Raw genomic sequence first — 19,742 nt, forward strand, 5'->3', positions numbered from 1 at the left:
AGCCTCTGTTCCATGGTAAGGTTTTATCATGCAGGACTGAGGGCAGCGCTTCTTCCTGGGCCTGTTCATGCCAGTGATGTGAAGCATTAGGGCCTGGGTACACGCGCTACGTCTCCCTCGGTGAAGAGATGAGATATGGGACGACGGCAACTCTTGCGCGGGATCCTAATCGGGTTGGGTCTTCTGGCCGCCCTGATGGTGTGGGTTGTCGTGTGGCTGCTCACCCGCAGTCCGGTAGCTTTGTTGCTGGCCCACCCGGAGCTGCCACCCATTGTGGGCTTTGCCCCCAGCTCTGCGCAAGCGCTGCTGGTGTTGGCTGTTCCCCTGGACGAGGTGCAAGCGTTTTGGCAAGCGGCAACTCCTGCCCCCCAGCGACGCGCTGCCCGTCAGCAGTGGCAAAAGTTTTTCTCCCCCGAAGGCCCGGGCTGGCTGGGATCCATGCTGGCCGGGGGATCCCTTGATTTCGAGCGGGAGGTGCGGCCCTGGCTGGGGAGGAGCACCCTCTTGGCCAGCTTGCCGGAGTGGGGCACTTTGGTTGCCCTGGAAACGCGGGATGCGGCGCTCTCTCAGTTTGAGCTGAACCTGTTGTGGGAACGGCAGAGCTTGGCCGGGAGGCCGGTGCAGGTGGACACTTACAAGGGCATTCAGGTGGTGTCTAGCCCGATTCCGGGCCTGCAGGGGTTCTCGGCAGCCGTTTTCGGCGAGCAATACGTGTTGCTGGCGGAGCAGCCTGCTGCCATTCGGGCTGCAATCGATGCTTGGCAGTTGCCGCAGTTGTCTCTGGTGGCTCAGCCTCTGTTTCAGCAGGTCATCCAGCCCTTGCGGGAGGCGCATGTGGGTTGGGCCTTCTGGCAAAATCCAGAGGCGGTTTCTCCAGACGGGCTGACGTTGCAGGCGGTAGGGCTGGGGTTGGGGGTAAACTTCCGCGGCTTGGTGGCCGAAAGTGCTGCCCTCTGGCATGCGCCTGCCGGGTTCTCCTTGCCGACAGCAGAAGCCTTTCGCCCGCAGATCCTTCAACATCTGCCGGATGAGACCTTGGCGCTGGTTTCCGGAGAGAATCTGGCCTCAGTTTGGCAGAGCCTGGGGCAGATCCAGCCCCTAAATCCCCTGGGATTGCGGGTGGATCCCGGCCAGTGGCTGCAGCGCTTGCAATCTCAGGTGGCGCTGGACTGGCAGCGTCTGTTGCCGGAACGGGGAGAGTTTGCCTTTGCCCTTTTGCCCGGGGACGGGGATCCAGCCTGGCTGTGGGTCGGTAAGCTGCCGGATGAGTCGGTCGCGACAGCGGGACGGAGTCCTTATTTCGACTTGGATGAGCGGGCACGCGCCCAAGGCTGGCAGGTAATCTCTCTGGCAACGAAGCGCGGCACCGCCACTGCCTGGGCCCAACCGACCACTCCTGCGGGGGAGACGGAGTCCTTGCCGTCAGAACCCCCGCCGGTGGCGACAGCGGGACGGAGTCCTTACCGCTCTATCCATCGACCGGAGATCCCTGTGTTGGCAGGCGAGCCGCTGGAAGTCAGCGGGAAAGGAGGATCCGCGTCATTGCAGGCGGCAGAGGCTCTCCCCCAGTCGCGTCAGCGGCGCGGAGCGCTAACGCTGCCAGGGATCCCGCTGCCGGCACAGGTGTATCATGCCGATCGCAGAGGCTATTCCTACCTGGCCTCTTCTTTGGGGGCTCTGGAGACGGCCCTCGCGGATCCCCCCTTGAGTGCAAATCGCGCCTGGCGCAAGTTGGTGGCTTCCCTGCCCCACCGCAATTTGGGCTATGGCTATGGATCCCTGGGGTTGCTCTTGGAAAGCGAGCTGCCCGACCCGGTCGCGTCAGCGGCGCGGAGCGCTAAGGGATCCCGCTGGGCATCCACGCGCTTTGCCTTCGCCACCACAGCCCTAGCGGTTTCTGAAGCTCCCTACCCCGATCGGGGCTGCCAGATTACCCAAATGGGCAAGCTGTTTTGGGAGTGGCATTGAGGGTCAGACTATCCAGGGATCCCGGCAGTTGGCGTGGATGTATTTGGCCAGGTAGACCTGGTTGCCTGTTTCATTCCACTCCACAAAGTCGAAGATTTGGGTGAGCAGCAGCATTCCTCGGCCCGACTCTTCGGTTTCCAAGATGTTATGTTGGCATCGGTGGAGCTTCTCTTGGGGACAAAAGCCGGGCCCTTGATCTCGCACCAGCCATTGGTAAAAGGGCTCCGAGCTGGCGTACTCGATGATCACCTTCTTGTTGGGGTCGAGGCCGTTGCCGTGGCGGACGGCATTGATGATTGCTTCCTGTAGGCCCAAACGTATTTCCGCTCTCCAGGCAGGAGGGACTTTTGAGATCAAGAGATCGAGGACAGGCTGAGTGTAGAGGGTGGAGGGAAAGCTGATAACGCTCCAGGAGCAGTGGGCGGGTTTGAGGGAAAGGGCAATCACGGAGGCGGTCTTCCCGGGGGCGCAGCACTCTTACTCCATCCTAGCAATCCCATCGGGGTCAACTCCAGCAGAGGTGCGGCAGGATCTTGGCAAGGAGACTTTTGCCGTACCATCTTGAGTGGTAAGTCTCTTCGCGGTTTTGCCGAATCGGCTATGGCAATCAAAGTTGGCAATAAGGTCAAAGTTCGCTCTGTCCAGGATCGCGGACAAGAAAACCTCAGCGCCCTGGTGGGCAAAGAGGCTGTGGTGCTGGCACGGCGTGTGGTCGATGGCAGCGGTGTCGGCTACATTCTGGAGTTTCCCGATCGCTCTCGACATTGGTTTTTCGAGAGTGAACTGGAGGTGCTCTAAGCCCCTGTCTGTGTTCTGTTGTCTAGAGGGTCGGTTGGTGGCTTCTCCTCCTCATTTGACTCGCCGTTTGCTGGCCCGCCAGATGGCCGCGCAGGTGGATGGCCTGACCGTGGAAATGGCTGCTGCTGCTCTGGAGGCTATGCTGGACAGCATTAGCCAATGCCTGGCCCAGGGGGGATCCGTGCGGCTGGCTCGCTTTGGCACGTTCTCCCTGCGCCATCGTCCCGCCCGGCAAACCTATCATCCGCGCACCAAGGCCCCTGTTCACATCCCGGCTGCCGATGTGCCTCATTTTGTTCCCAGCCCTGAGCTGGGGCGTCCAGCTGGGGTTCGGGTGTCCAAGTCTGAGTCCGCGGGATCCGTGTAGGGTAGCTGCAGAATGACCGTCCTGCTGTGGTTTCGCACCGACTTGCGCCTGCTGGATCACCAGCCGCTGACGCGGGCCTGCCAACAGGGATCCCCTTTGATCCCCTTGTATTGCTTGGATCCCCGCCAGTTTGGCCAGACTTCCCTTGGGCTCCGCCCCAGAACCGGCCCTTTCCGCGGTCAGTTTTTGCTGGAGAGTTTGGCAGATCTGCGGCAGCAGTTGCGGTCGCGCGGCTCGGATTTGGTGATCCGCCAGGGACAGCCAGAACAGGTGATCCCCACCTTGGCACAGGAGTGGGGGGTCGAGGCGGTCTATGCCCATGAAGAGGTGGGCACCGAGGAGAAGGAGGTGGCGGCTGCTGTTGAGCGGGCTTTGCGGTCTCTGGGGATCCGGCTGCAGGTTGATTGGGGCCATACCCTCTATCACCCTGAGGATCTCCCCTTTTGTCTCTCGCAACTGCCGGAGCTGTTCACCCGCTTTCGAAAGCAAGTCGAGGAAAGCACTCCCATCCGGGATCCCTTGCCCATTCCCTCGATCCCCCCCCTGCCATCGGGTTTGGATCCCGGCCCTCTGCCCACCCTGGCCTCGCTGGGGCTATCTTCACCTGCTAGGGATCCACGGGCCCGCTTCACCTACCTTGGCGGCAGCACTGCTGCCCATGCCCGCCTGCAAACCTACTTTTGGGATCTGGATCGGCTGCGCATCTACAAAGAAACCCGCAACGGCATGTTGGATCCCGACGATAGCTCCCGGCTTTCTGCTTGGTTGGCGCTGGGCTGTATCTCGGCCCGCACCGTCTATGCCGAGGTCAAGCGTTATGAGCAGGAGCGGGTGCGCAATGAGTCCACCTACTGGCTGGTGTTCGAGCTGCTGTGGCGGGATTATTTTCGGTTTATCTTGGCCAAGCACGGCGCCAAACTGTTCCGTCCTTCTGGGATCCAAGGGATCCCTATCCCTTGGCAGCAGGATTGGCCGCGCTTTCAGGCTTGGTGTCGGGGTGAGACGGGCTACCCCTTGGTGGATGCCAACATGCGGGAGCTGGCGGCTACCGGATTTATGTCCAACCGGGGACGGCAGAATGTGGCCAGCTTTTTGACCAAGAACCTGGGCATCGACTGGCGCATGGGCGCTGAGTGGTTTGAGTCGCTGCTCATCGACTACGACGTGGCCAGCAACTACGGCAATTGGAACTACACCGCCGGCGTAGGGAACGATGCCCGTGGCTTCCGCTACTTCCACATCCCCAAGCAATCTCGCGAGTACGATCCCAAAGGAGACTATCTGCGCCACTGGTTGCCGGAATTGGCCGGGATCCCGGGGGATAAAATCCACGAGCCCTATCGCCTCACTGCTGCCGAGCAGAAGCAATTTGGAGTCCGATTGGGGGTGGACTACCCTCGCCCACTGGTGGATTTGGAGAAGTCTCTCGCGGCCAACCGACGGGTTTACGAAGCTGCCCTGGCCTGCCGATAGGCATTGCCTTGTCTGGGGCTTCTTCCCGAGAGGGGGCTGAGGGGATTTTCTGAGGCGCAGTTCCGGCCCAAGAGTGCTATTCTAGTTAAGCGCTGTCCTGGCTCAGTAGCTCAGCGGTAGAGCAGGGGACTCATAAGCCCTTGGTCGCGTGTTCAAATCACGCCTGAGCCATCCATGCCAAACTCTTGTCAGAGGTTTCCGAGCCTGACAGATACCCTAGCTGGCTTGCAGCAGAGGGTTGGCGTAAAGTTATGGGTGGAACCTACTTCGGTTTGAGATCCCTGTCTTCACATCGGTTCTACAGATGGCCGTTCCGGATTATCAGAGCTTGATGTTGCCACTTCTTCAGTTTGCAGCCCGCAAAGGCACTGAAATATCAACCAGCGAGGCTGTTGAAGCTCTAGCAAAGGAACTGGGCCTCACAGAGGACGATCTCAGGGAGATGCTGCCGAGCGGTGTACAGCCAACCTTTGTCAATCGCGTCGGCTGGGCTGCAACTTATATGAAAAAGGCAGGGCTGCTGGAAACAACGCGCAGAGGATTCTACCAAATTACTGACCGCGGAAGAGATCTTCTTGAAAAACAGCCCAAAACCATCAATGTAGAGTTACTCAGGCAATATCCTGAATTCCGAGAATTTGAGGGGCCCAAAGGCACAAGAAGCAGCAACAAGGCAAGCAAACAAAAAGCTTTATCAGAGACTTCGGCAGCGACACCATTAGAGCAGTTAGAAGCTGCGTATGAAAATCTCCGTGACAAACTGGCCGATGAACTGCTTGCCAAGCTAAAGAAAGTATCGCCTGCCTTCTTCGAAAAGGTTGTTGTGGAACTGCTGGTCAAAATGGGCTATGGAGGTTCACGAGCAGATGCGGGCAAAGCAATTGGCAAGAGTGGAGATGGTGGAATTGATGGGATCATAAAAGAGGACAAACTCGGTCTTGATGTTGTGTATATTCAGGCAAAGCGTTGGGATAGCAATCCGGTAGGTCGTCCTGATGTCATGCAGTTTGTGGGTGCTTTACAGGCTCAAAGAGCAAACAAGGGTATTTTTATCACTACCTCCAGGTTTACTGAAGACGCTAGCAGCTACGTTTCGCAGATCGGCAGTAAGATTGTTTTGATTGACGGCGAACAACTAACAAATCTAATGATTGAGCACGATGTTGGCGTATCTACAGTTTCATTGTATCCGGTAAAGAAGATTGATAGTGATTATTTTGAAGAGAGCATCTAACATCGGAGTGAGAAAATTGAGCTGCTAGGGCCAGCAGAGTTAACACAAGGAGCAAAGCTAGCAAAGTTCATGTAGTGCCATCGCCTTCTTAAGTATGGGCATAAGTATCGAGGTCTAGCGTCACTGGGAATTCTCCTGTTCGGGGTAAAAGTTGGGATCCATCACCTGATCCAATGTGTAGGGACACTGGGCAGGCAAATCGTCCAGAGATAGAGGCGTTTCTTTAACCACCAGCAGGACGCTCTTTTGATAAGCTTTATTCATTGCTTCAACCAGATAAGACTTAAGGCTGGGATTATCCGCAATTAACTCCTGCACCTCTTGCCGCTGTTCGATGATTGTGGCTGTCCAACTTTTGCTTCGTTGTTGAGGCTGAAACTGCCACTTTAGCAAATGGCCCACCAGGATCCCTAGCCGATTCACCAATTCGCGGCGTTCTTGCCTGCCCAAAGCCTCAATCTCCTCCACCAAGTTGGGAATATCCAATCGATCCCATTGCCCCGATCTCAGCAGTGCGGCTTGCTCTTGCGTCCAGGCATAAAAGTCGCAGTCGTAAAGCGCCATGATCCATTCCTAACAGGACACCGGCCAAAGATAAGTCAATCCTACCGGTTCCAGCCGTTGAGCTTCGACCTCATAAGTTTATCGAGTCCTCAAACTCTGTAGCTACAAAGCCTCGGATCTGTGGCAGCGTTGGATCCCAATGGGGCCTGACCCTGAACAATATGAGGTTTCAACAGGTCTGGAGCGCTTGATCACGGCCCAGGATCCAGGCGATAAGGGGGGGATCCCTGTGGTCAAGATAATACCGGACGGTTTGGGTCAGGTCGATCTCCAAGATGCTGGTGATCATCCTGTGCATGAGCTCCAGATGGATCCGGTCGTCCTAGGTAAGCAGAGCATACCTGCCATGGAGGCTGTTGTTGAGAGCGGCCAAGGCTGTTTGGGGTGGCAGTAGCCATTCAAAGGGAGGCTTGAGGCAGGCATCCCACAGCAAGCGGAGTCGGGCCTCGGTGATGTGGAGAGGAGAATATGTTTTTGAAGGGATCCCTTTCAGCTCTCTCCTTTTTTCCGCGAGCGAGTTGAGGTCGCTTTCTTCGCGCCAGCGGATGCGGCAGATCTCTTGGATGATTTCTTCAGAGTAGGGGGCAACGCTGTAGGAGTTACGAAAAATACTTCCGATAGGGCATCCAGTTTTTTGCCTCGCGTAATTTTGCACCCAAGCTTGGTTATGGGGGTTAAGTCCTGCCACCAACTTCTATCCGCCTCTGCAATCCGGGCAGCTGCAATGGTTACATCGACTCCCTTGAGGGGACTGCTGGGTTGCTCGGCTAGGTATCTTAGCGCAGCCAAGATAGTCTCTCTCGATGTATTGGTCAAATTTACCTTCGGAACAATTTCTTTGGCGAGAATCTGGGCCTGCTTAACCTGCTCTGGATCAGGATCGACAACGATACACCATAGCCTTTCCAGTCCCGCTTCTTGAGCAACTGCATAGACAAAATGGTTACCAATAACCTTGTACTGATAGTCGCCAGCCTCGACCACCAGCAGAGGAACCCAGTTGTGTCCTCCTGTCGCCCTTAGCTGATCTGCGGCTGCGGCAACAAGGAAGGAGGGAGCAGAAAACCCATCGGCGGGCGTAATGCTCTCAAGGGGTAAGTTAACCAATCTACCTAGATCTGAAAACTCACTCATCGATAAAGTACTCACGGGCAAGACTCTGGTAGTATTCTAAAACTCTCCTGTCCTTAAAGACGGCAGGAATTCGAGCAAACTTTGCAGAGGATATCACTGCATAGTCAGGTATCCTAAAAATGCTTTTGTTTTCATTACCTTTCTTAAAATGCGGCCAGAAATATGGACGTAGATCTACACTTTTCTCCTGGTTGATAAGCTTACTTATCTCTTCGTGAGCTAGTCTAATAGTGTATTCACTTCCCGAAGAGACGCCGTTGAAAAAGGTAGGCAAAGCAATAGGGCCACCATCCTGTCGTGACCTAGCAGTTTCTGGAACAAAGCTGGTGATTACTCTAGCAGCATTATTCAGGGAAGACAGATCGTCGGGGCGGGTAGGTATCAAAATAACATCGGCAGCAAAAACACCACTTTGGCTGAAGTAAAGCCATTGAGTTGGGCAGTCGATTAGGATGTAATCATACTCATTGCGAAGAGGAGCAATGAGATCGCGAAGGCGCCGAGTTCCCTTTGGGATATATGCTACTGCCCGGCTATCAGTCAACGTCTCTAGTTCAGGGTCTCTTGGGATAATGTCGAAGATGGAAAATCCCTTGAGTTTATATGTTTGGACAATGGCATGGACGTCTATTTTGGGATCCTTTAAACATTGCGTCAGTGTAATTTTTCCAGGAGTGGCTTCCAAACTTCTTGTCAGATCACCCTGAGAATCAAAGTCAACAACTAAGACCTTTTTTCTCTTGGTTGCTAGTGTTGTGGTTGCTAGTGTTGCCGCAAGGTTAATGATCGTCGTTGTTTTGCCTACGCCCCCTTTATTGTTATACACGCATACAGTCAGAGCGCGCTCATAGTTTTCTATCTTGTCTCGCAAGTTACGCACTATGCTCTCAATGTTATCTGAGCTAATATCAAGGTTTGCTGTAGCGGGGTGAACGACTTTTCCGTGCTTCCTCCAAAGCTGGATGTTATTTGCATTGGTGATAATTCCCCATTTTGCAGATTTGCAGTTCTTGGCAAGCAAGTAACTTTCTATCTGACAAACCGCATCTCTATAGCAAGATCCTTCTCTGAGATTAACTGCTCTAGATTTTGCCTCCAAAAGCAAGTAGGGATTCTTCGGGGATCTAAAGAAAATATCTTCAGGATCTCCGTTCTTTCTTGCTGCGAGATCGACCTGGCCGCAACCTGTCTCGAATTCTTCTCTAATTTCCAACTCGTCAAAGCCAAGCGCCTGCAGGAGAGGAACAGCAAAGTGTTGGACAATAACTCGCTCTACCCTCTCGGTGGGAGATATCCTCTCAAGCTTCTCTCGGAGAGAGCTAGCCGCAGTCATAGGAAAAAATAGGAAAAAATAAGGTGGACAATGCTAACCAAGCTAAAAGCTCGCCCTCAGCATAGCAGTTGCTTGGCTCGTTCTGCTAGTGCTTGGGCTGTCAGGCCGTTGTAGTCCATCAATTCGGCGGGGGTGGCGGTGGTTTCGCCGCGTTTCCAGGCAAAAATGTCGCGCGGGCCAGTGTAGCGCAATGTCAGAGGCTCCAACATCAGGCTGGCCCCGCCTGTTACGCCGATGAGGGCCTCGCCGGCAAACCAAGCGGCAAATTCTTGGTCGGACATGAATTCCCCATCTGGCTGGGCACAGGTGGACCAAGCCACGTCGCCGGGGCGATACAGACGGCGGGGGTTAATCACCGAGACGATTTTGCAGCCGATCCCTTGGGCTTGGAGCTGTTCAGCCGCCTCGAACACGGGCAGGAGAATCATATCCCCCACCACGGCAAAGACCACGGTGCGGGATCCGGGAAACTCCTGAAGGACGGTGCAGCCTTGCTCTACTGCTTGGCGGGCTTGTTCTAGGGTGGTGCGGATGGGCAGGGGGGTTTTGCTGGCGATGATAGGGATCCCTTTGTTGTGGGTGGATAAGGCCCATTCGTAGGCAGCTTGGGCACAGTTGGCATCCGGCGGGAAGAGGGGAAAGATGTTGCCGTTGCGCATCATGGCTGCCAGGTAGGCCTCAATTTCCGGGCGTTGGTGGGTCCAGCCGTTACGCCCCTGTTCCAGAGCGCCGGCAGTGAAGAGGGCAATGGCCGAGGGGGTGGGCCGGCGCAGCTCCGCCATGGCTTGGGTTACCGTCTGCCAGATGGGTAGGCCGTTGACGGCAAAGGACTCGTAGGAGCACCACAGGGAGCGTCCGCCGAAGAGGGCTAGGCCCGCCGTTAGCCCCGCGCAGGCATCTTCGCTCAGGGGTTCGTAGACCTGGCCTTGGGGCTGTTGGTTGTATAAGGGATCCACCGTGGGGTGAATCACCTTGAGACCTTGGTTCACATTGGCGATGCCGGAAGCTTCGTTGCCGTCGGCATTGGCCACCAAAAAGTCGGGATCTTTCTGCCCCACCTGCACCACCAGGGATCCGATGGCAGTGGTAGAAACCTGCTTGTCCCCCAGGGGAAACTCCGTCAGGTTCAGGGATCCCAAAGGCGGCAAAGGCCGAACGAACTCTGTAACCGCCACCTTGGCGGCTGGCCCCCCGGCTGCCCGTTGGCAGTTTTGTCGCACCAGGGCCCAAGCTGCCGGATGTAAGGCCCGCGCCCGCAGAGCCGCCACAATGTCCGGGTGATCCAGAGTGTGGTGGCCGTAGAGGTTGTGGGACTTGGATCCCTTGGCATGTACCCCAGCCCCCTTCAGTTGCTTGAGGATGAAAACCGTTAATTGTCCGCTCAGGGCTGATTGGATGGCTCGCTCCATTTCGATCAGCACCCTTTGGGCAAAGGCAAGGCGGGCTTCTAGGGAAAACTGAGTGCTGTCGACGTAAGGGCCAGGCTGTTGGGCATCGTCAAAGTCCTTGGCATCCACCAACACCACTTCCTCAAAGCCGTTGCCCCGCCAATACTCGGCCATCTGGGCGTTGCTGGCGGTGGAGATCATGCTGTGGTGCTCTTGGCTGTAGCCGTTCCAGACCAGCACCGGCAGGAAGTTGGTGCGCTGCGGGAAAGCGGTGTGAAAGTGAATCATGGAGCTCATCACATAGGGCTCTCCCAGGCCGCCATCCCCAATCGTGACCGGGAAGAGGCGATCTGGATAGAGCAGGGCTCCTGCCATGGCAAAGTGCTGCCCCTGCCCCAGTGGCCCAGCCGGTGCCAGCAGTCCGGGAATGTAGCCAGAGAGGTGACCCAACAGCCCTTCCCGTTCTCGAAAACGGGCCCGTAGGTCGGAGACGGTGTGGATGCCCATCTCGGCCAGGGATCCATCCAAGAACATGGCCGCGTAAAAGCCCGGCGCGTGGTGCCCGACTTCGGTGGGGATGTTCTTCTGGCCCAGGTACACCAGAGCTGCATAGGCTTCTGCTTGGCTGGCAAATCCGCCCGGATGGCCTGAGGCTTTACTGGCGGTCATTTGCAGGGTGAGGTAGCGCAAGGCATCGGCATAGAGCAAGGTTTGGTAGGCGGCCATGCGACTGCCGGGATCCCTCAGTTTCCCGGTGCCGGCATCCACTGCAGGGGCCTGGCCCAGGCGGTCAAATTCCGGCCAGGGATCCCCGAAGTACTGGATCCCTTCGCAAAAGGCGGGGACTTGGGCAGTTGCCTCCTGAGCCAGTGTCATCGGTTCAGCCTCACGCTTGTTGGGTTATTCACACTCACTGTAAACCCGATAACGCTTTTTGGATGTTCTGAGCAGAACTCGTCCAGCCGACGATGCCCCCTTGCGCCCGGATCATCTCCAGGGTGGCTTGCTTGAACTCTGGGAAGTAGCTGGCGGTGCAATCTTCCACCAGCAGGCACTCATAGCCGCGGTCATTGGCCTCGCGCATTGTGGTTTGCACGCAGACTTCTGTGGTTACCCCGGTGAACAGCAGGTGGGTGATGCCGCGCTTTTGCAAGATTGCTTGCAGCTCGGTGGCGTAGAAAGCCCCCTTGCCGGGTTTGGGAATGACGATCTCTCCCGCAAGCGGAGCAAGCTCAGGGATGATGGCGTTGCCCGGTTCTCCCCGAATCAAAATCCGCCCCATAGGGCCTTCGTCCCCAATGGTCAGGGATCCCTTGCCGCGTTTGCGCTTGCTGGGCGGGCAATCGGAGAGATCTGGCTGGTGACCCTCTAGGGTGTGGATGACGGTTAAGCCCTTTTGACGAAAAAAGTCCAGCAGCCCCTTCAGGGTGGGCACAATGGATCCCAGTTGGGTGACATCGTTGCCCAGCATCTCCCCAAAGCCGCCTGGTTCCAGGAAATCTCGCTGCATATCGATGATCACCAGGGCCAACTGAGACAGGCTGGGAACTTCATACTCGTAGGGCAGGGCTGGGATCCGAAACATAGAGACCCCCAGTTGGGATCAATGCTGGGGCGGGGATCCTGCCTCGGCCAGGCCAATTTCCCTCAACCGCTGGGCCAAGTATTCTCCGGCAGTCAGGGAAGGGAACCGAGGGATCCCGCCGGTGCGGGCCACACAAGTCGGCAAGGGCGTGAGATCCACCTCTGGCCGCGGATGCACAAAGAAGGGAATGGAAAAGCGGCATTCTTGAGGGTTGTCGGGGTTGGTCACCCGATGGGTGGTGCTGCGCAACAGGCCATTGGTGAGGTTTTGCAGCATATCCCCAGCATCGACAATGATCTGACCAGGGAGGGCCGAAATGGGCAGCCAAGATCCATCTCGTTGCAGAAGCTCTAGACCTGGTGCGGTGGCTTCACACAAGAGCGTGATCAAGTTGATGTCTTCATGGGCTGCAGCTCGTAAACTCTGGGGAGAGGCTTCAGCGGGAAGGGGCGGATAGTGAATCACCCGCAAGAGATTGGCTCCTCCTTCCACCGCTTTGGGCAAGTATTCGGCAGGCTCCCCCAGATACAGAGAGACCGCCTGCAACAGGCCCTGGGCACAGGTTTCCAGTTGGGCGAACAGCTCTACCATCACCCTGCGAAATTGGGGCACCTCCCGAGGCCAGATGTTGGCAGGAAGGTGGGGATCCCCTTCGCGCCCGATGTGCCAAAACTCTTTCAAGTCAGGGTAGGGGTGATTTTTGGCATGTTCTTTGCCGAAGTGGGTGTACCCTCGTTGCCCCAGCAGCGCCGGATCCTCATAGGCTCTCTTGGTTGGCTCTGGCAAAAGAAAAACGGCTTCTGCGGCTTCATAGGCTTCCCGGATCAATTCCGGCGATAGGCCATGGTTGACCAAGGCAAAAAAGCCAATCTGCTGCAGGGCTTCCCCCACCTGGCGGACAAACTGCTCCCGCTCACCTGCCGTTCCGTTTTGAAAGGCGGCGAAATCGACAACTGGCAGGGTCTGGCGTTGGGGAGTGGTTGCCATGGCAGAAGTCGTCTCTGGTGGAAAGTCAACACTTTCTCAGGCAGCGGGCTTGGTACCCTATGCTATCCTTCCTAAGAAGCCAAGGGGAGAGTTCTGAATCGAAGACGGTCTGTTCGGGGTTCATCTACAATATCTAGAGTCTAAAGCTGCTCAGCTACTTGCCTTCCCACAAGATGCAGGTAGAATCCTGCCGGACAGCCTCTGTCCCTTTTGTCTGGAGATTGCACCTTGTAGTGGCCTGTGCCCTTTTTGGAAGGCTGTGATAAAGTCGATAGAAGCAAAGCTATGGATTGATTTTGCCTTGAGAGCAGTCTGAGCCCTGGGTAGGCGGAATGGAGCGAGTTGTTCTGTTGTTGCACTGGGTTAACTGGATAAAGCAGGGCAGGCTACTTCTCTCTTTTTTAGCTGATTAAAGTTTTTGTAAAGTTACGGATACCTGTTGCTTGTCAACCATAACCGCGCCTAGAATTGCCGAGGATTGATGTTTCTGGAGATGGTTTGCAGACACTATTGATTTTGCTTTCCTTTGCTTGCTCTCAATCTATTGACCTTTCGAGACCGACTGCCCTATGACAGACACTCATCCCTGTGCCCCCTGTATTGTGAATACGGGAACTTTGGTGAACAAGCGGGATATTTACCGACTGCTATCCGATTTGGCCCGTGTTCGCTACTTTGATATCGTCGATGGCTCGGTACGGAAGCAGGGGGAAGGCTGCGTGGTGGATGTTTTTCAGGATCCCACTGCTGCCACACTGGTGGTAAACCGTAGCCTCTACTTAAATGTGAACAGCTTTGATTATGCCTGTCTGCGGGATCCCGCTTCAGAAGAAGAGATGGCCAACCTGGGCAAGGAGCAGCCGGGCGTGGTTATCGATTTGGTTCAAGACGGACGCATTCTGCGCTTGGTTCCCCTGGTGGAGCCGCGCTCGGATCCCGAGGAGCTCTTGGGGGATAGCCAGGCGTTGCGGGCAGCGGTGGACGTTTTGGCTGCAGGCTGGGGCATAGAAGAAGAAGGATCTTCTGACTCTTTGGATTGTTAGATTGAGGGCTTCCGACCTGAAGATATAGACCTCCAAACCCACCTCTTCCCGGCCTTGAAGTTGGCCGGTGCGGTGTGACGCAAATCATGCTCAGGAGGAGGGTCGCAACCGGTATGATCCAACTGGGCCGTGAGGCTCTTTGCGTTTGGGGGTGGTGTGAATTCAAGGCAGCGACTGCTTTTGGGCAGAGTGTGGGGCCTGCGCCTGCTTGGATCCCTGGTGGCTGTGCTTCTGGTACTGGTGCTCAAGGCTTGCGGCGGAAGTGGTGGTTCCTCTTCTGTAGGTGTCATTCCCACTCCCATTCCAACCCTCATTCCCACCTCTACTCCAACTGTTGTTCTCACCCCTACTCCGACTGTCATTCCTGCCCCTTTGCCCTCGCCAACGACTGCGCCTGCTTCCCAGTTCACCATTGACGTTCGCTTTCCCGACAACAGTCTCACCCCCACCCAGCAGTCGATCGTCCGCAATGCCGCTCTGCGCTGGCAACAGATCATCGTTGGTGACCAGCCGGATCTGCCCCCCACCACCATTCGGGCCGACGAATGCGATCGAGGGTTTCCCAGCACGCCACTCAATTTCCCCATCGACGATCTGCTGGTGGAGGTGCGGGCCAGAAACCTCGGCAACGAGCGAATTTTGGGGGGAGCTGCTCCCTGTTTTGTGCGGGCCTCTAACGGTCTGCCTTTCTACTCCGTCATTTTGTTCAACAGCCAAAACCTATCGGCTTTGGAAGAGCGAGGGGATCTGCCCATTACTGCCCTGCACGAGTTGGGCCATGCCTTGGGCTTCTTGCCCATCGTCTGGGATCCCAAGGGGCTAACGGTGGGCTTGGTGAGGCGGGATCAGCCTACGCCCCCTGGCTATGATCCCCGCTTTATCGGCCCCAGGGCGGTCAGCGCCTTCGCCACGCTGGGAGGAAACGCGCCCTCTGTTCCTTTAGAAAACGAGTTTGGGGAGGGATCCCGAGATTCCCATTGGCGGGAGAGCGTCTTGGGCCGCGAGCTGATGACCAGCCGCATCGACCGGGGGGTAGCCAACCCCTTGAGCATTCTCACGGTGGGAGCAATGGCAGATATCGGCTATGAGGTGAATCCAGCAGCGGCGGATGGCTTTGCTTTGGGGCGCAGTAGAGGGATCCCTCAGCCTTTGGAACTGCAGGAGCTGGAGTTGATCCTGCCCCTACAGCAATTTGACGCCGAGGGCAGGCGGGTGGGGGATCCCTGAGAAAAAGAGCATATTTACTCATGGCCAAGATGCTGCTTCTTAACAATAATGAAGGTCAAGTTGTACAACTTCACAACTTCGACAATCTCTCACCTCATTTCTTTGCAATGAGCCATGGGTATCCTCAAGAAGCTTTTCGGCGGCCTGTTCTCCTTTTTCGGCATTCTCTTCAGCGGCTTGGTGGATTTTGTTACCGGGCCTTTTCGTTCTGCACCAGCTTCTCCCAGCTCTGCTCCTGCGGCTACAGCAACTGCTCCTGCCAACAAGCCCAAGGTGGTGGTGGAGAAGCCTTTTGTGACCAATGAGATCTCGGCTCCGCGTCCTAACCGTCGCCCTGGCCCGGCTTTGGATGTGTTCCGGGCTATGGTTCAGGAGATCCCTTCGGCGCGAGCTTAGTCTGCCCATCTTCGGGAGCAGCCCGTAAGATGGAGGTGAAACGCTGGAGACTGCTCTCTATGTCCGATCTCTCTTTCTCAGAACAAGAACGGCTGAAACAGCTTGAGCGTGAACTGGAGCAGGCGGCTGCAGCCTCTGGGGAGTCGGGAACATCCGTTGCGTCTCGGGGGAAAAGTGCCGTCCGAGCTTGGGTTGAGACTTGGGGGCGTCCACTGGTGACGGTCTTCGCCATTCTGGGCTGTATTCTTCTGGTCGGGCTGTTCTTCCGGGTTTTCGGCACCGTTCTCAGGTGGGCGGTGGTGGCGGGGTTGGGCTATCTGCTCTATGCCTGGGTGGTGGCACCGCGGCTGGGCCTTCCCACCGGAGCTAAGTCGAAGCCAGAGGACAGCAATCTCGACAGCTTTTGATGCCTAGGGATCCCTGGCGAGCATATGCTTACCTGGCGGCGGCCATCTTGGGCTGGGCTACGGCTGCCAGCGCTTTTAAGTTTGGGTTGCGGTACCTGTCGCCGACGGTCTTGCTGATTTTTTCGGCATTGAGCTCTTGCTTGATCCTGGGGATCGTTTTGGTGGTTACAGGGCGGGCAGGGTTCCTCGGCAAGCAGAGGGGATCCCAAGTCCGCCTATCGGCTCTTCAGGGGCTGCTCAACCCCCTTGGCTACTATGGGGTGTTGTTCCAGGCTTATGACCGCCTGTCGGCTCAGGCGGCGATGGCTTTGAACTACACCTGGCCGCTGGTGCTGGCTCTTTTGGCGGTGCCGCTGTTGGGAGAGCGCTTTCGCTGGCGGCTGGTGTTGGCCTTGGGGGTGAGCCTGCTGGGAGTGGTGCTGGTGGCTACGGGGGGATCCTGGGGCACCTTGCAGGTGGAGGATCCCTGGGGGGTGCTGCTGGCGGTGGGCAGCTCTGGACTCTGGGCGCTCTATTGGCTACTCAATGTGCGGGATGGGCGAGATGCGGTGCTGAAACTATTCATGGGGTTTCTCTTTGGCAGCCTCTACGGTCTGCTGCTGCTGCCGTTGCAGGAGGTCTCTTGGAGCCTTGCCGGGCTGGGTTGGGCAGCTTACATTGGTCTGGCGGAGATGGGCTTAACTTTTGTGTTTTGGCTGCGGGCTTTGGAGTTGGCGGGCCACCGGGGATCCCTGGCCAACTGGGTGTATGTGACGCCTTTTTTGTCGTTGGGGTTGATTGCGGTGCTGTTGGGCGAGACGATTGCGCTGGGATCTGTGGTGGGCCTGGGCTTGATCTTGGCGAGTAACCTGTGGGGATCCCATAGGGAAAAGCCCCCCGCGGATCCTGTTCTGTCTTGAGGTGGTCGCGTTCGCGCCAGCGGGACGGAGTCCTATCGCGTTAGCGGGACGGAGTCCTATCGCGTTAGCGGGACGGAGTCCTATCGCGTTAGCGGTGCAGAGCATGACTCTAGTCAATAATAAGCTCAACTATACTGAAAATAATGTATAATATGTTCAGTACGGATTACTACCAGTTGATCTTTCTGTTTACTTTCGAGTCTGCCAACATGGTAGCCAAAGCAAAGCAGAAAATTGGTAGTAAGACGACACGGAAACTGCGCTTTGGGTATTCTACTCAAAGCTTTGCGGGATACCGCCATTCTGTTTGGAAACAAACAGAATGCTATCGCTGCATAGTTGAACAGTGATGTTCAGCAGTGTTCAGCGTAAATGTATCAGCACAATGAATCCCGTTCCTCTCTATGTGGCGGCAACAGCTCACGGGTTTGGGCACGTTACCCGTCTGGCGGCGGTCGTGAATGCTTTGCTGCGGCGGGATCCCCATGTTCTGCCCATCTTTGTTACGCCGGCTCCCCGCTGGCTCCTGGAGCGTTACGTGGAGGGGAAGTTTCTCCATCGGCCGCGGGCGTTGGATGTGGGGGTGGTGCAGCCGGATGGGCTGCAAGCGGATCTGCCGGCTACGTTGGCTGCCCTCAAGGCGTTTAAAGCCAGCGCTGCGGAGCTTGTTCGAGAAGAAGCGGATTTCATTCGAGCCCAGGGGGTGCCTTTGGTGTTGGCGGATGTGCCGCCCATTGCTGCGGCGATTGCCCAGGCTGCTGGGATCCCTTGCTGGATGGCCAGTAATTTTGGCTGGGATTTCATCTACCAAGAATACGGCCCTGAGTTTCAACCGTTTGTGGCCTGGGTTCGGGAGCTCTATGGGCAATGTGACCTTCTGTTTCGCCTGCCTTTTAGCGAGAGCATGGTCGCGTCAGCGGTGCGGAGCACTAGCGCTTTTCCGCGTCAGCAGGAGGTGGGGCTGACGGGATCGGATCCCCGCTACGGGCCGGAGGAGGTTGCCGCCCAGTTGGGGTTACACCCGGAGCAACCCAGGGCTTTGTTTACCTTTGGCGGGCTGGGGGTGCAGGGGTTTCCTTACGAGCGGCTCCAAGATTTTCCCGACTGGCAGTTTCTCACCTTTGATCCGGAAGCTCCTCCCTTGCCCAACTTGCGGGTTTTGGATGGGCAGGTGTGGCGACCGGTGGATGTGATGCCCCTCTGCCGCTGGGTGGTGTCCAAGCCGGGCTATGGCACTTTGGCGGAGGCCCTGCGCAGCCGCACACCTATGGCCTGTGTTACCCGCTCTGGGTTTGCCGAGTCGCCGTTGCTGGTTGAGGGTCTGCAGCGCTACGGCTGGCATCGCATCCTCTCCCCAGAGGAGTTTTTTCAAGGATCCTGGGACTTTTTGCAGGATCCCGCCCACCCGCCCCAGAGGCCGGATGGGTTGGATCTGCAGGGGAATGAAACCCTGGCTGCGGCCTTAGAGGCATTCCTGCGGGGGAGGGATCGCGGGTAGGATAGGGGGCAGCTTTCTGCAGCGGATCCCTTCACGGTAGCGGTGTGGAGCCCTATGGCTAGCAGCTCGTTCGGGTCAGCGGTGCGGAGCACTGCGGAATCTTTGCGGCAACTGTACGAAGAACTGCCCTACCCCAATGTTTCCATTGAGGCCTCGGGCCGCAACGCCATTGAGGGGCTGTACCGCCTGAGCTTGACGACGGCTCAGTACGCTCGCACTCGCGCCATTGTGCCCAGCGAAGGCGCTCTCATTTTGAATGCTGGCTGCGGCTCGGGCTGGGAAACGTTGATCTTGGCGGAGGCCAATCCGGGGGCGCGGCTGGTGGTGTGCGACCTGTCGGCAGAGTCGGTACGGGTGACGGAGCGACGCTTGCGCTACCACGGTTTTGGAGAGGTGGAGTTGTATGTTCTCGACCTGTTGGATATCGAACAGTTGGGGTTGGAATTTGATTTCATCAGCCTTAACGATGTGCTCTATCTGCTGGACGATCCGGTGGCGGGGCTAAAAGCCCTCAAGCGGGTTCTCAAACCTGACGGGATCCTGCGGGCCAACCTGCACCACGCCTACCAGCGGGAGGTCATCTTCCGCATGCAAGAGGCGTTTCGGCTGCTGGGGCTGTTTGATCTACCCACTCCTGAGGCCTGTCAGCGGGTACGGGAATTCATGGCCAGTTTGGCCTCGGACGAAATGCGGGCAGCCCTGCGCTGGAACCCTGAGATCTACAAAGACGACACCAACATCCGGGCCAACTACCTCTTGCCAGGAGACAAGGGCTTCCTGATCCCCGACCTGATGCGCATGCTCGAGGAAGCTGAGCTGGGCCTGGTTTGTCTGGTGGACTATGCCGACTGGGATCCGGCGCTTTTGTTCAAGGAGAGGGCCATGCCCCCCTGGTTGCAAGCTGAGTTGGACAAGCTCTCGCCTGCGGATCAAAATCACTTTTATGAGCTGATCTACCCCAACCATCGCCTCATTGACTTTTGGGCGGAACACCCCGGCTCTTCCTTGGTCTTGCCCTGGAGCGACGCCGATTGGCTGGGGGGCAGAGTGCAGCTCAACCCCATCCTGACCGACAACGTCGAATTTCGCCAAAACTTTGCCAAAGCTCACGAGAAAAAGCTGGAGTTTGCTATGAATTGGCCGGGGGCTAGCTATGGGCGCCTGACCATTCCAGCTCCTCAGATGGCTTGGTTGGGATCCCTGTTGCAGGGGCCAACGCCGGTGAAGGCCATGATTGAGCAGGCAGCTCAGGTCAACACGTTAGAGCCGGAAGCGGCCCAGGAGGAGGTGCTCACCTACCTGGCAGGGCTGGAGTCGTTTTTGTTTGTGATGTTGGATCCTGCACCCGTTCCAGGAGAAGGAGTTTTTCCAATCGCTTGAGATCCCCGAGCCTTTCTCCCAAGGGTAGAGGGAAGCCAATGGGCCGGTTCACGGCAACTTG

19 protein-coding genes and 1 tRNA gene are annotated in these 19,742 nt (G+C 56.9%); 13 read left to right on the forward strand and 7 right to left on the reverse strand.

Annotated features, from left to right (window positions below; translation table 11 throughout):
- The first annotated feature begins 135 nt into the window (after nucleotides 1-135).
- The gene (locus tag ACVWYZ_RS04850; RefSeq protein WP_457466365.1) at nucleotides 136-1,968 is read left to right on the forward strand and encodes a DUF3352 domain-containing protein; all 1,833 of its coding nucleotides are present in this window, start codon (nucleotides 136-138) and stop codon (nucleotides 1,966-1,968) included.
- A gap of 3 nt (nucleotides 1,969-1,971) precedes the next feature.
- Here ACVWYZ_RS04850 and ACVWYZ_RS04855 read toward each other — a convergent pair whose 3' ends face one another.
- Nucleotides 1,972-2,415, reverse strand: a complete 444-nt coding sequence (locus tag ACVWYZ_RS04855) for an ATP-binding protein (RefSeq protein ID WP_011432443.1) — start codon at nucleotides 2,413-2,415, stop codon at nucleotides 1,972-1,974.
- Nucleotides 2,416-2,568: 153 nt separating this feature from the next.
- On the opposite strand from ACVWYZ_RS04855, the gene petP reads away from it, so the two are divergent.
- The 5 genes from petP (at nucleotide 2,569) to ACVWYZ_RS04880 (ending at nucleotide 5,840) form a co-directional block, all read left to right on the forward strand.
- Nucleotides 2,569-2,766: a cytochrome b6f subunit PetP gene (petP, locus tag ACVWYZ_RS04860; protein WP_041436278.1), complete on the forward strand. Its 198-nt coding sequence runs from the start codon at nucleotides 2,569-2,571 to the stop codon at nucleotides 2,764-2,766.
- A gap of 37 nt (nucleotides 2,767-2,803) precedes the next feature.
- Nucleotides 2,804-3,133, forward strand: coding sequence for an HU family DNA-binding protein (locus tag ACVWYZ_RS04865; protein ID WP_238376891.1), 330 nt, complete (start codon nucleotides 2,804-2,806; stop codon nucleotides 3,131-3,133).
- Between the two features lie 12 nt (nucleotides 3,134-3,145).
- Nucleotides 3,146-4,606, forward strand: coding sequence for a DASH family cryptochrome (locus ACVWYZ_RS04870; protein ID WP_457466366.1), 1,461 nt, complete (start codon nucleotides 3,146-3,148; stop codon nucleotides 4,604-4,606).
- 99 nt (nucleotides 4,607-4,705) lie between these two features.
- Nucleotides 4,706-4,777, forward strand: a tRNA-Met gene (locus ACVWYZ_RS04875).
- 133 nt (nucleotides 4,778-4,910) lie between these two features.
- Complete coding sequence (locus tag ACVWYZ_RS04880; RefSeq protein WP_457466367.1) at nucleotides 4,911-5,840, forward strand: restriction endonuclease; 930 nt, start codon at nucleotides 4,911-4,913, stop codon at nucleotides 5,838-5,840.
- 120 nt (nucleotides 5,841-5,960) lie between these two features.
- Here the strand turns inward: ACVWYZ_RS04880 and ACVWYZ_RS04885 are convergent, their stop codons facing one another.
- From ACVWYZ_RS04885 to ACVWYZ_RS04910, 6 genes are all read right to left on the reverse strand, one after another.
- Entirely contained in the window at nucleotides 5,961-6,404 is a 444-nt protein-coding gene (locus ACVWYZ_RS04885) for a DUF29 domain-containing protein (protein ID WP_457466368.1), read from the reverse strand.
- Nucleotides 6,405-6,893: 489 nt separating this feature from the next.
- Nucleotides 6,894-7,538 carry a Rho termination factor gene (locus ACVWYZ_RS04890; RefSeq protein ID WP_457466369.1) on the reverse strand — a complete coding sequence of 215 codons (645 nt, stop codon included), beginning with the start codon at nucleotides 7,536-7,538 and terminating at the stop codon, nucleotides 6,894-6,896.
- Nucleotides 7,531-8,871, reverse strand: a complete 1,341-nt coding sequence (locus ACVWYZ_RS04895; protein ID WP_414417643.1) for an AAA family ATPase — start codon at nucleotides 8,869-8,871, stop codon at nucleotides 7,531-7,533. Before ACVWYZ_RS04895 ends, ACVWYZ_RS04890 begins: the two co-directional genes overlap by 8 nt.
- A 56-nt stretch (nucleotides 8,872-8,927) precedes the next feature.
- A complete protein-coding gene (locus tag ACVWYZ_RS04900; RefSeq protein ID WP_457466370.1) occupies nucleotides 8,928-11,135 on the reverse strand; it encodes a phosphoketolase family protein in 2,208 nt (735 codons plus the stop codon).
- Nucleotides 11,136-11,169: 34 nt separating this feature from the next.
- Complete coding sequence (locus ACVWYZ_RS04905; RefSeq protein ID WP_457466371.1) at nucleotides 11,170-11,844, reverse strand: cysteine hydrolase family protein; 675 nt, start codon at nucleotides 11,842-11,844, stop codon at nucleotides 11,170-11,172.
- 18 nt (nucleotides 11,845-11,862) lie between these two features.
- The gene (locus tag ACVWYZ_RS04910) at nucleotides 11,863-12,831 is read right to left on the reverse strand and encodes an isopenicillin N synthase family dioxygenase (RefSeq protein ID WP_457466372.1); all 969 of its coding nucleotides are present in this window, start codon (nucleotides 12,829-12,831) and stop codon (nucleotides 11,863-11,865) included.
- Nucleotides 12,832-13,400: 569 nt separating this feature from the next.
- Between ACVWYZ_RS04910 and ACVWYZ_RS04915 the strand changes: the two genes are divergently transcribed.
- From ACVWYZ_RS04915 to ACVWYZ_RS04945, 7 genes are all read left to right on the forward strand, one after another.
- Nucleotides 13,401-13,874 (forward strand): hypothetical protein, encoded by a 474-nt coding sequence (locus tag ACVWYZ_RS04915; RefSeq protein WP_414374534.1) that lies wholly within the window; start codon nucleotides 13,401-13,403, stop codon nucleotides 13,872-13,874.
- Nucleotides 13,875-14,030: 156 nt separating this feature from the next.
- A complete protein-coding gene (locus ACVWYZ_RS04920) occupies nucleotides 14,031-15,101 on the forward strand; it encodes a leishmanolysin-related zinc metalloendopeptidase (RefSeq protein WP_457466373.1) in 1,071 nt (356 codons plus the stop codon).
- A gap of 114 nt (nucleotides 15,102-15,215) precedes the next feature.
- Nucleotides 15,216-15,497, forward strand: a complete 282-nt coding sequence (locus tag ACVWYZ_RS04925; RefSeq protein WP_457466374.1) for a hypothetical protein — start codon at nucleotides 15,216-15,218, stop codon at nucleotides 15,495-15,497.
- A 59-nt stretch (nucleotides 15,498-15,556) separates the two neighbouring features.
- On the forward strand, nucleotides 15,557-15,904 hold the full coding sequence (locus ACVWYZ_RS04930) for a hypothetical protein (RefSeq protein WP_457466375.1): 348 nt from the start codon (nucleotides 15,557-15,559) through the stop codon (nucleotides 15,902-15,904).
- Entirely contained in the window at nucleotides 15,904-16,803 is a 900-nt protein-coding gene (locus ACVWYZ_RS04935; protein WP_457466376.1) for a DMT family transporter, read from the forward strand. Before ACVWYZ_RS04930 ends, ACVWYZ_RS04935 begins: the two co-directional genes overlap by 1 nt.
- Nucleotides 16,804-17,188: 385 nt before the next feature.
- Nucleotides 17,189-18,301 carry a glycosyl transferase gene (locus tag ACVWYZ_RS04940; protein WP_457466377.1) on the forward strand — a complete coding sequence of 371 codons (1,113 nt, stop codon included), beginning with the start codon at nucleotides 17,189-17,191 and terminating at the stop codon, nucleotides 18,299-18,301.
- 54 nt (nucleotides 18,302-18,355) lie between these two features.
- A complete protein-coding gene (locus ACVWYZ_RS04945; protein WP_457466378.1) occupies nucleotides 18,356-19,681 on the forward strand; it encodes a class I SAM-dependent methyltransferase in 1,326 nt (441 codons plus the stop codon).
- The last annotated feature ends 61 nt before the right edge of the window (nucleotides 19,682-19,742 follow it).

Source organism: Thermostichus sp. MS-CIW-37, assembly GCF_054060065.1.

Bases quoted from the DNA above. Each gene is read 5' to 3' on its own strand.
- ACVWYZ_RS04850 (WP_457466365.1), top strand. From the start codon at position 136: ATGGGACGACGGCAACTCTTGCGCGGGATCCTAATCGGGTTGGGTCTT.
- petP (WP_041436278.1), top strand. From the start codon at position 2,569: ATGGCAATCAAAGTTGGCAATAAGGTCAAAGTTCGCTCTGTCCAGGAT.
- ACVWYZ_RS04870 (WP_457466366.1), top strand. From the start codon at position 3,146: ATGACCGTCCTGCTGTGGTTTCGCACCGACTTGCGCCTGCTGGATCAC.
- ACVWYZ_RS04880 (WP_457466367.1), top strand. From the start codon at position 4,911: ATGGCCGTTCCGGATTATCAGAGCTTGATGTTGCCACTTCTTCAGTTT.
- ACVWYZ_RS04885 (WP_457466368.1), bottom strand. From the start codon at position 6,404: ATGGCGCTTTACGACTGCGACTTTTATGCCTGGACGCAAGAGCAAGCC.
- ACVWYZ_RS04890 (WP_457466369.1), bottom strand. From the start codon at position 7,538: ATGAGTGAGTTTTCAGATCTAGGTAGATTGGTTAACTTACCCCTTGAG.
- ACVWYZ_RS04895 (WP_414417643.1), bottom strand. From the start codon at position 8,871: ATGACTGCGGCTAGCTCTCTCCGAGAGAAGCTTGAGAGGATATCTCCC.
- ACVWYZ_RS04900 (WP_457466370.1), bottom strand. From the start codon at position 11,135: ATGACACTGGCTCAGGAGGCAACTGCCCAAGTCCCCGCCTTTTGCGAA.
- ACVWYZ_RS04905 (WP_457466371.1), bottom strand. From the start codon at position 11,844: ATGTTTCGGATCCCAGCCCTGCCCTACGAGTATGAAGTTCCCAGCCTG.
- ACVWYZ_RS04910 (WP_457466372.1), bottom strand. From the start codon at position 12,831: ATGGCAACCACTCCCCAACGCCAGACCCTGCCAGTTGTCGATTTCGCC.
- ACVWYZ_RS04915 (WP_414374534.1), top strand. From the start codon at position 13,401: ATGACAGACACTCATCCCTGTGCCCCCTGTATTGTGAATACGGGAACT.
- ACVWYZ_RS04925 (WP_457466374.1), top strand. From the start codon at position 15,216: ATGGGTATCCTCAAGAAGCTTTTCGGCGGCCTGTTCTCCTTTTTCGGC.
- ACVWYZ_RS04930 (WP_457466375.1), top strand. From the start codon at position 15,557: ATGTCCGATCTCTCTTTCTCAGAACAAGAACGGCTGAAACAGCTTGAG.
- ACVWYZ_RS04935 (WP_457466376.1), top strand. From the start codon at position 15,904: ATGCCTAGGGATCCCTGGCGAGCATATGCTTACCTGGCGGCGGCCATC.
- ACVWYZ_RS04940 (WP_457466377.1), top strand. From the start codon at position 17,189: ATGAATCCCGTTCCTCTCTATGTGGCGGCAACAGCTCACGGGTTTGGG.
- ACVWYZ_RS04945 (WP_457466378.1), top strand. From the start codon at position 18,356: ATGGCTAGCAGCTCGTTCGGGTCAGCGGTGCGGAGCACTGCGGAATCT.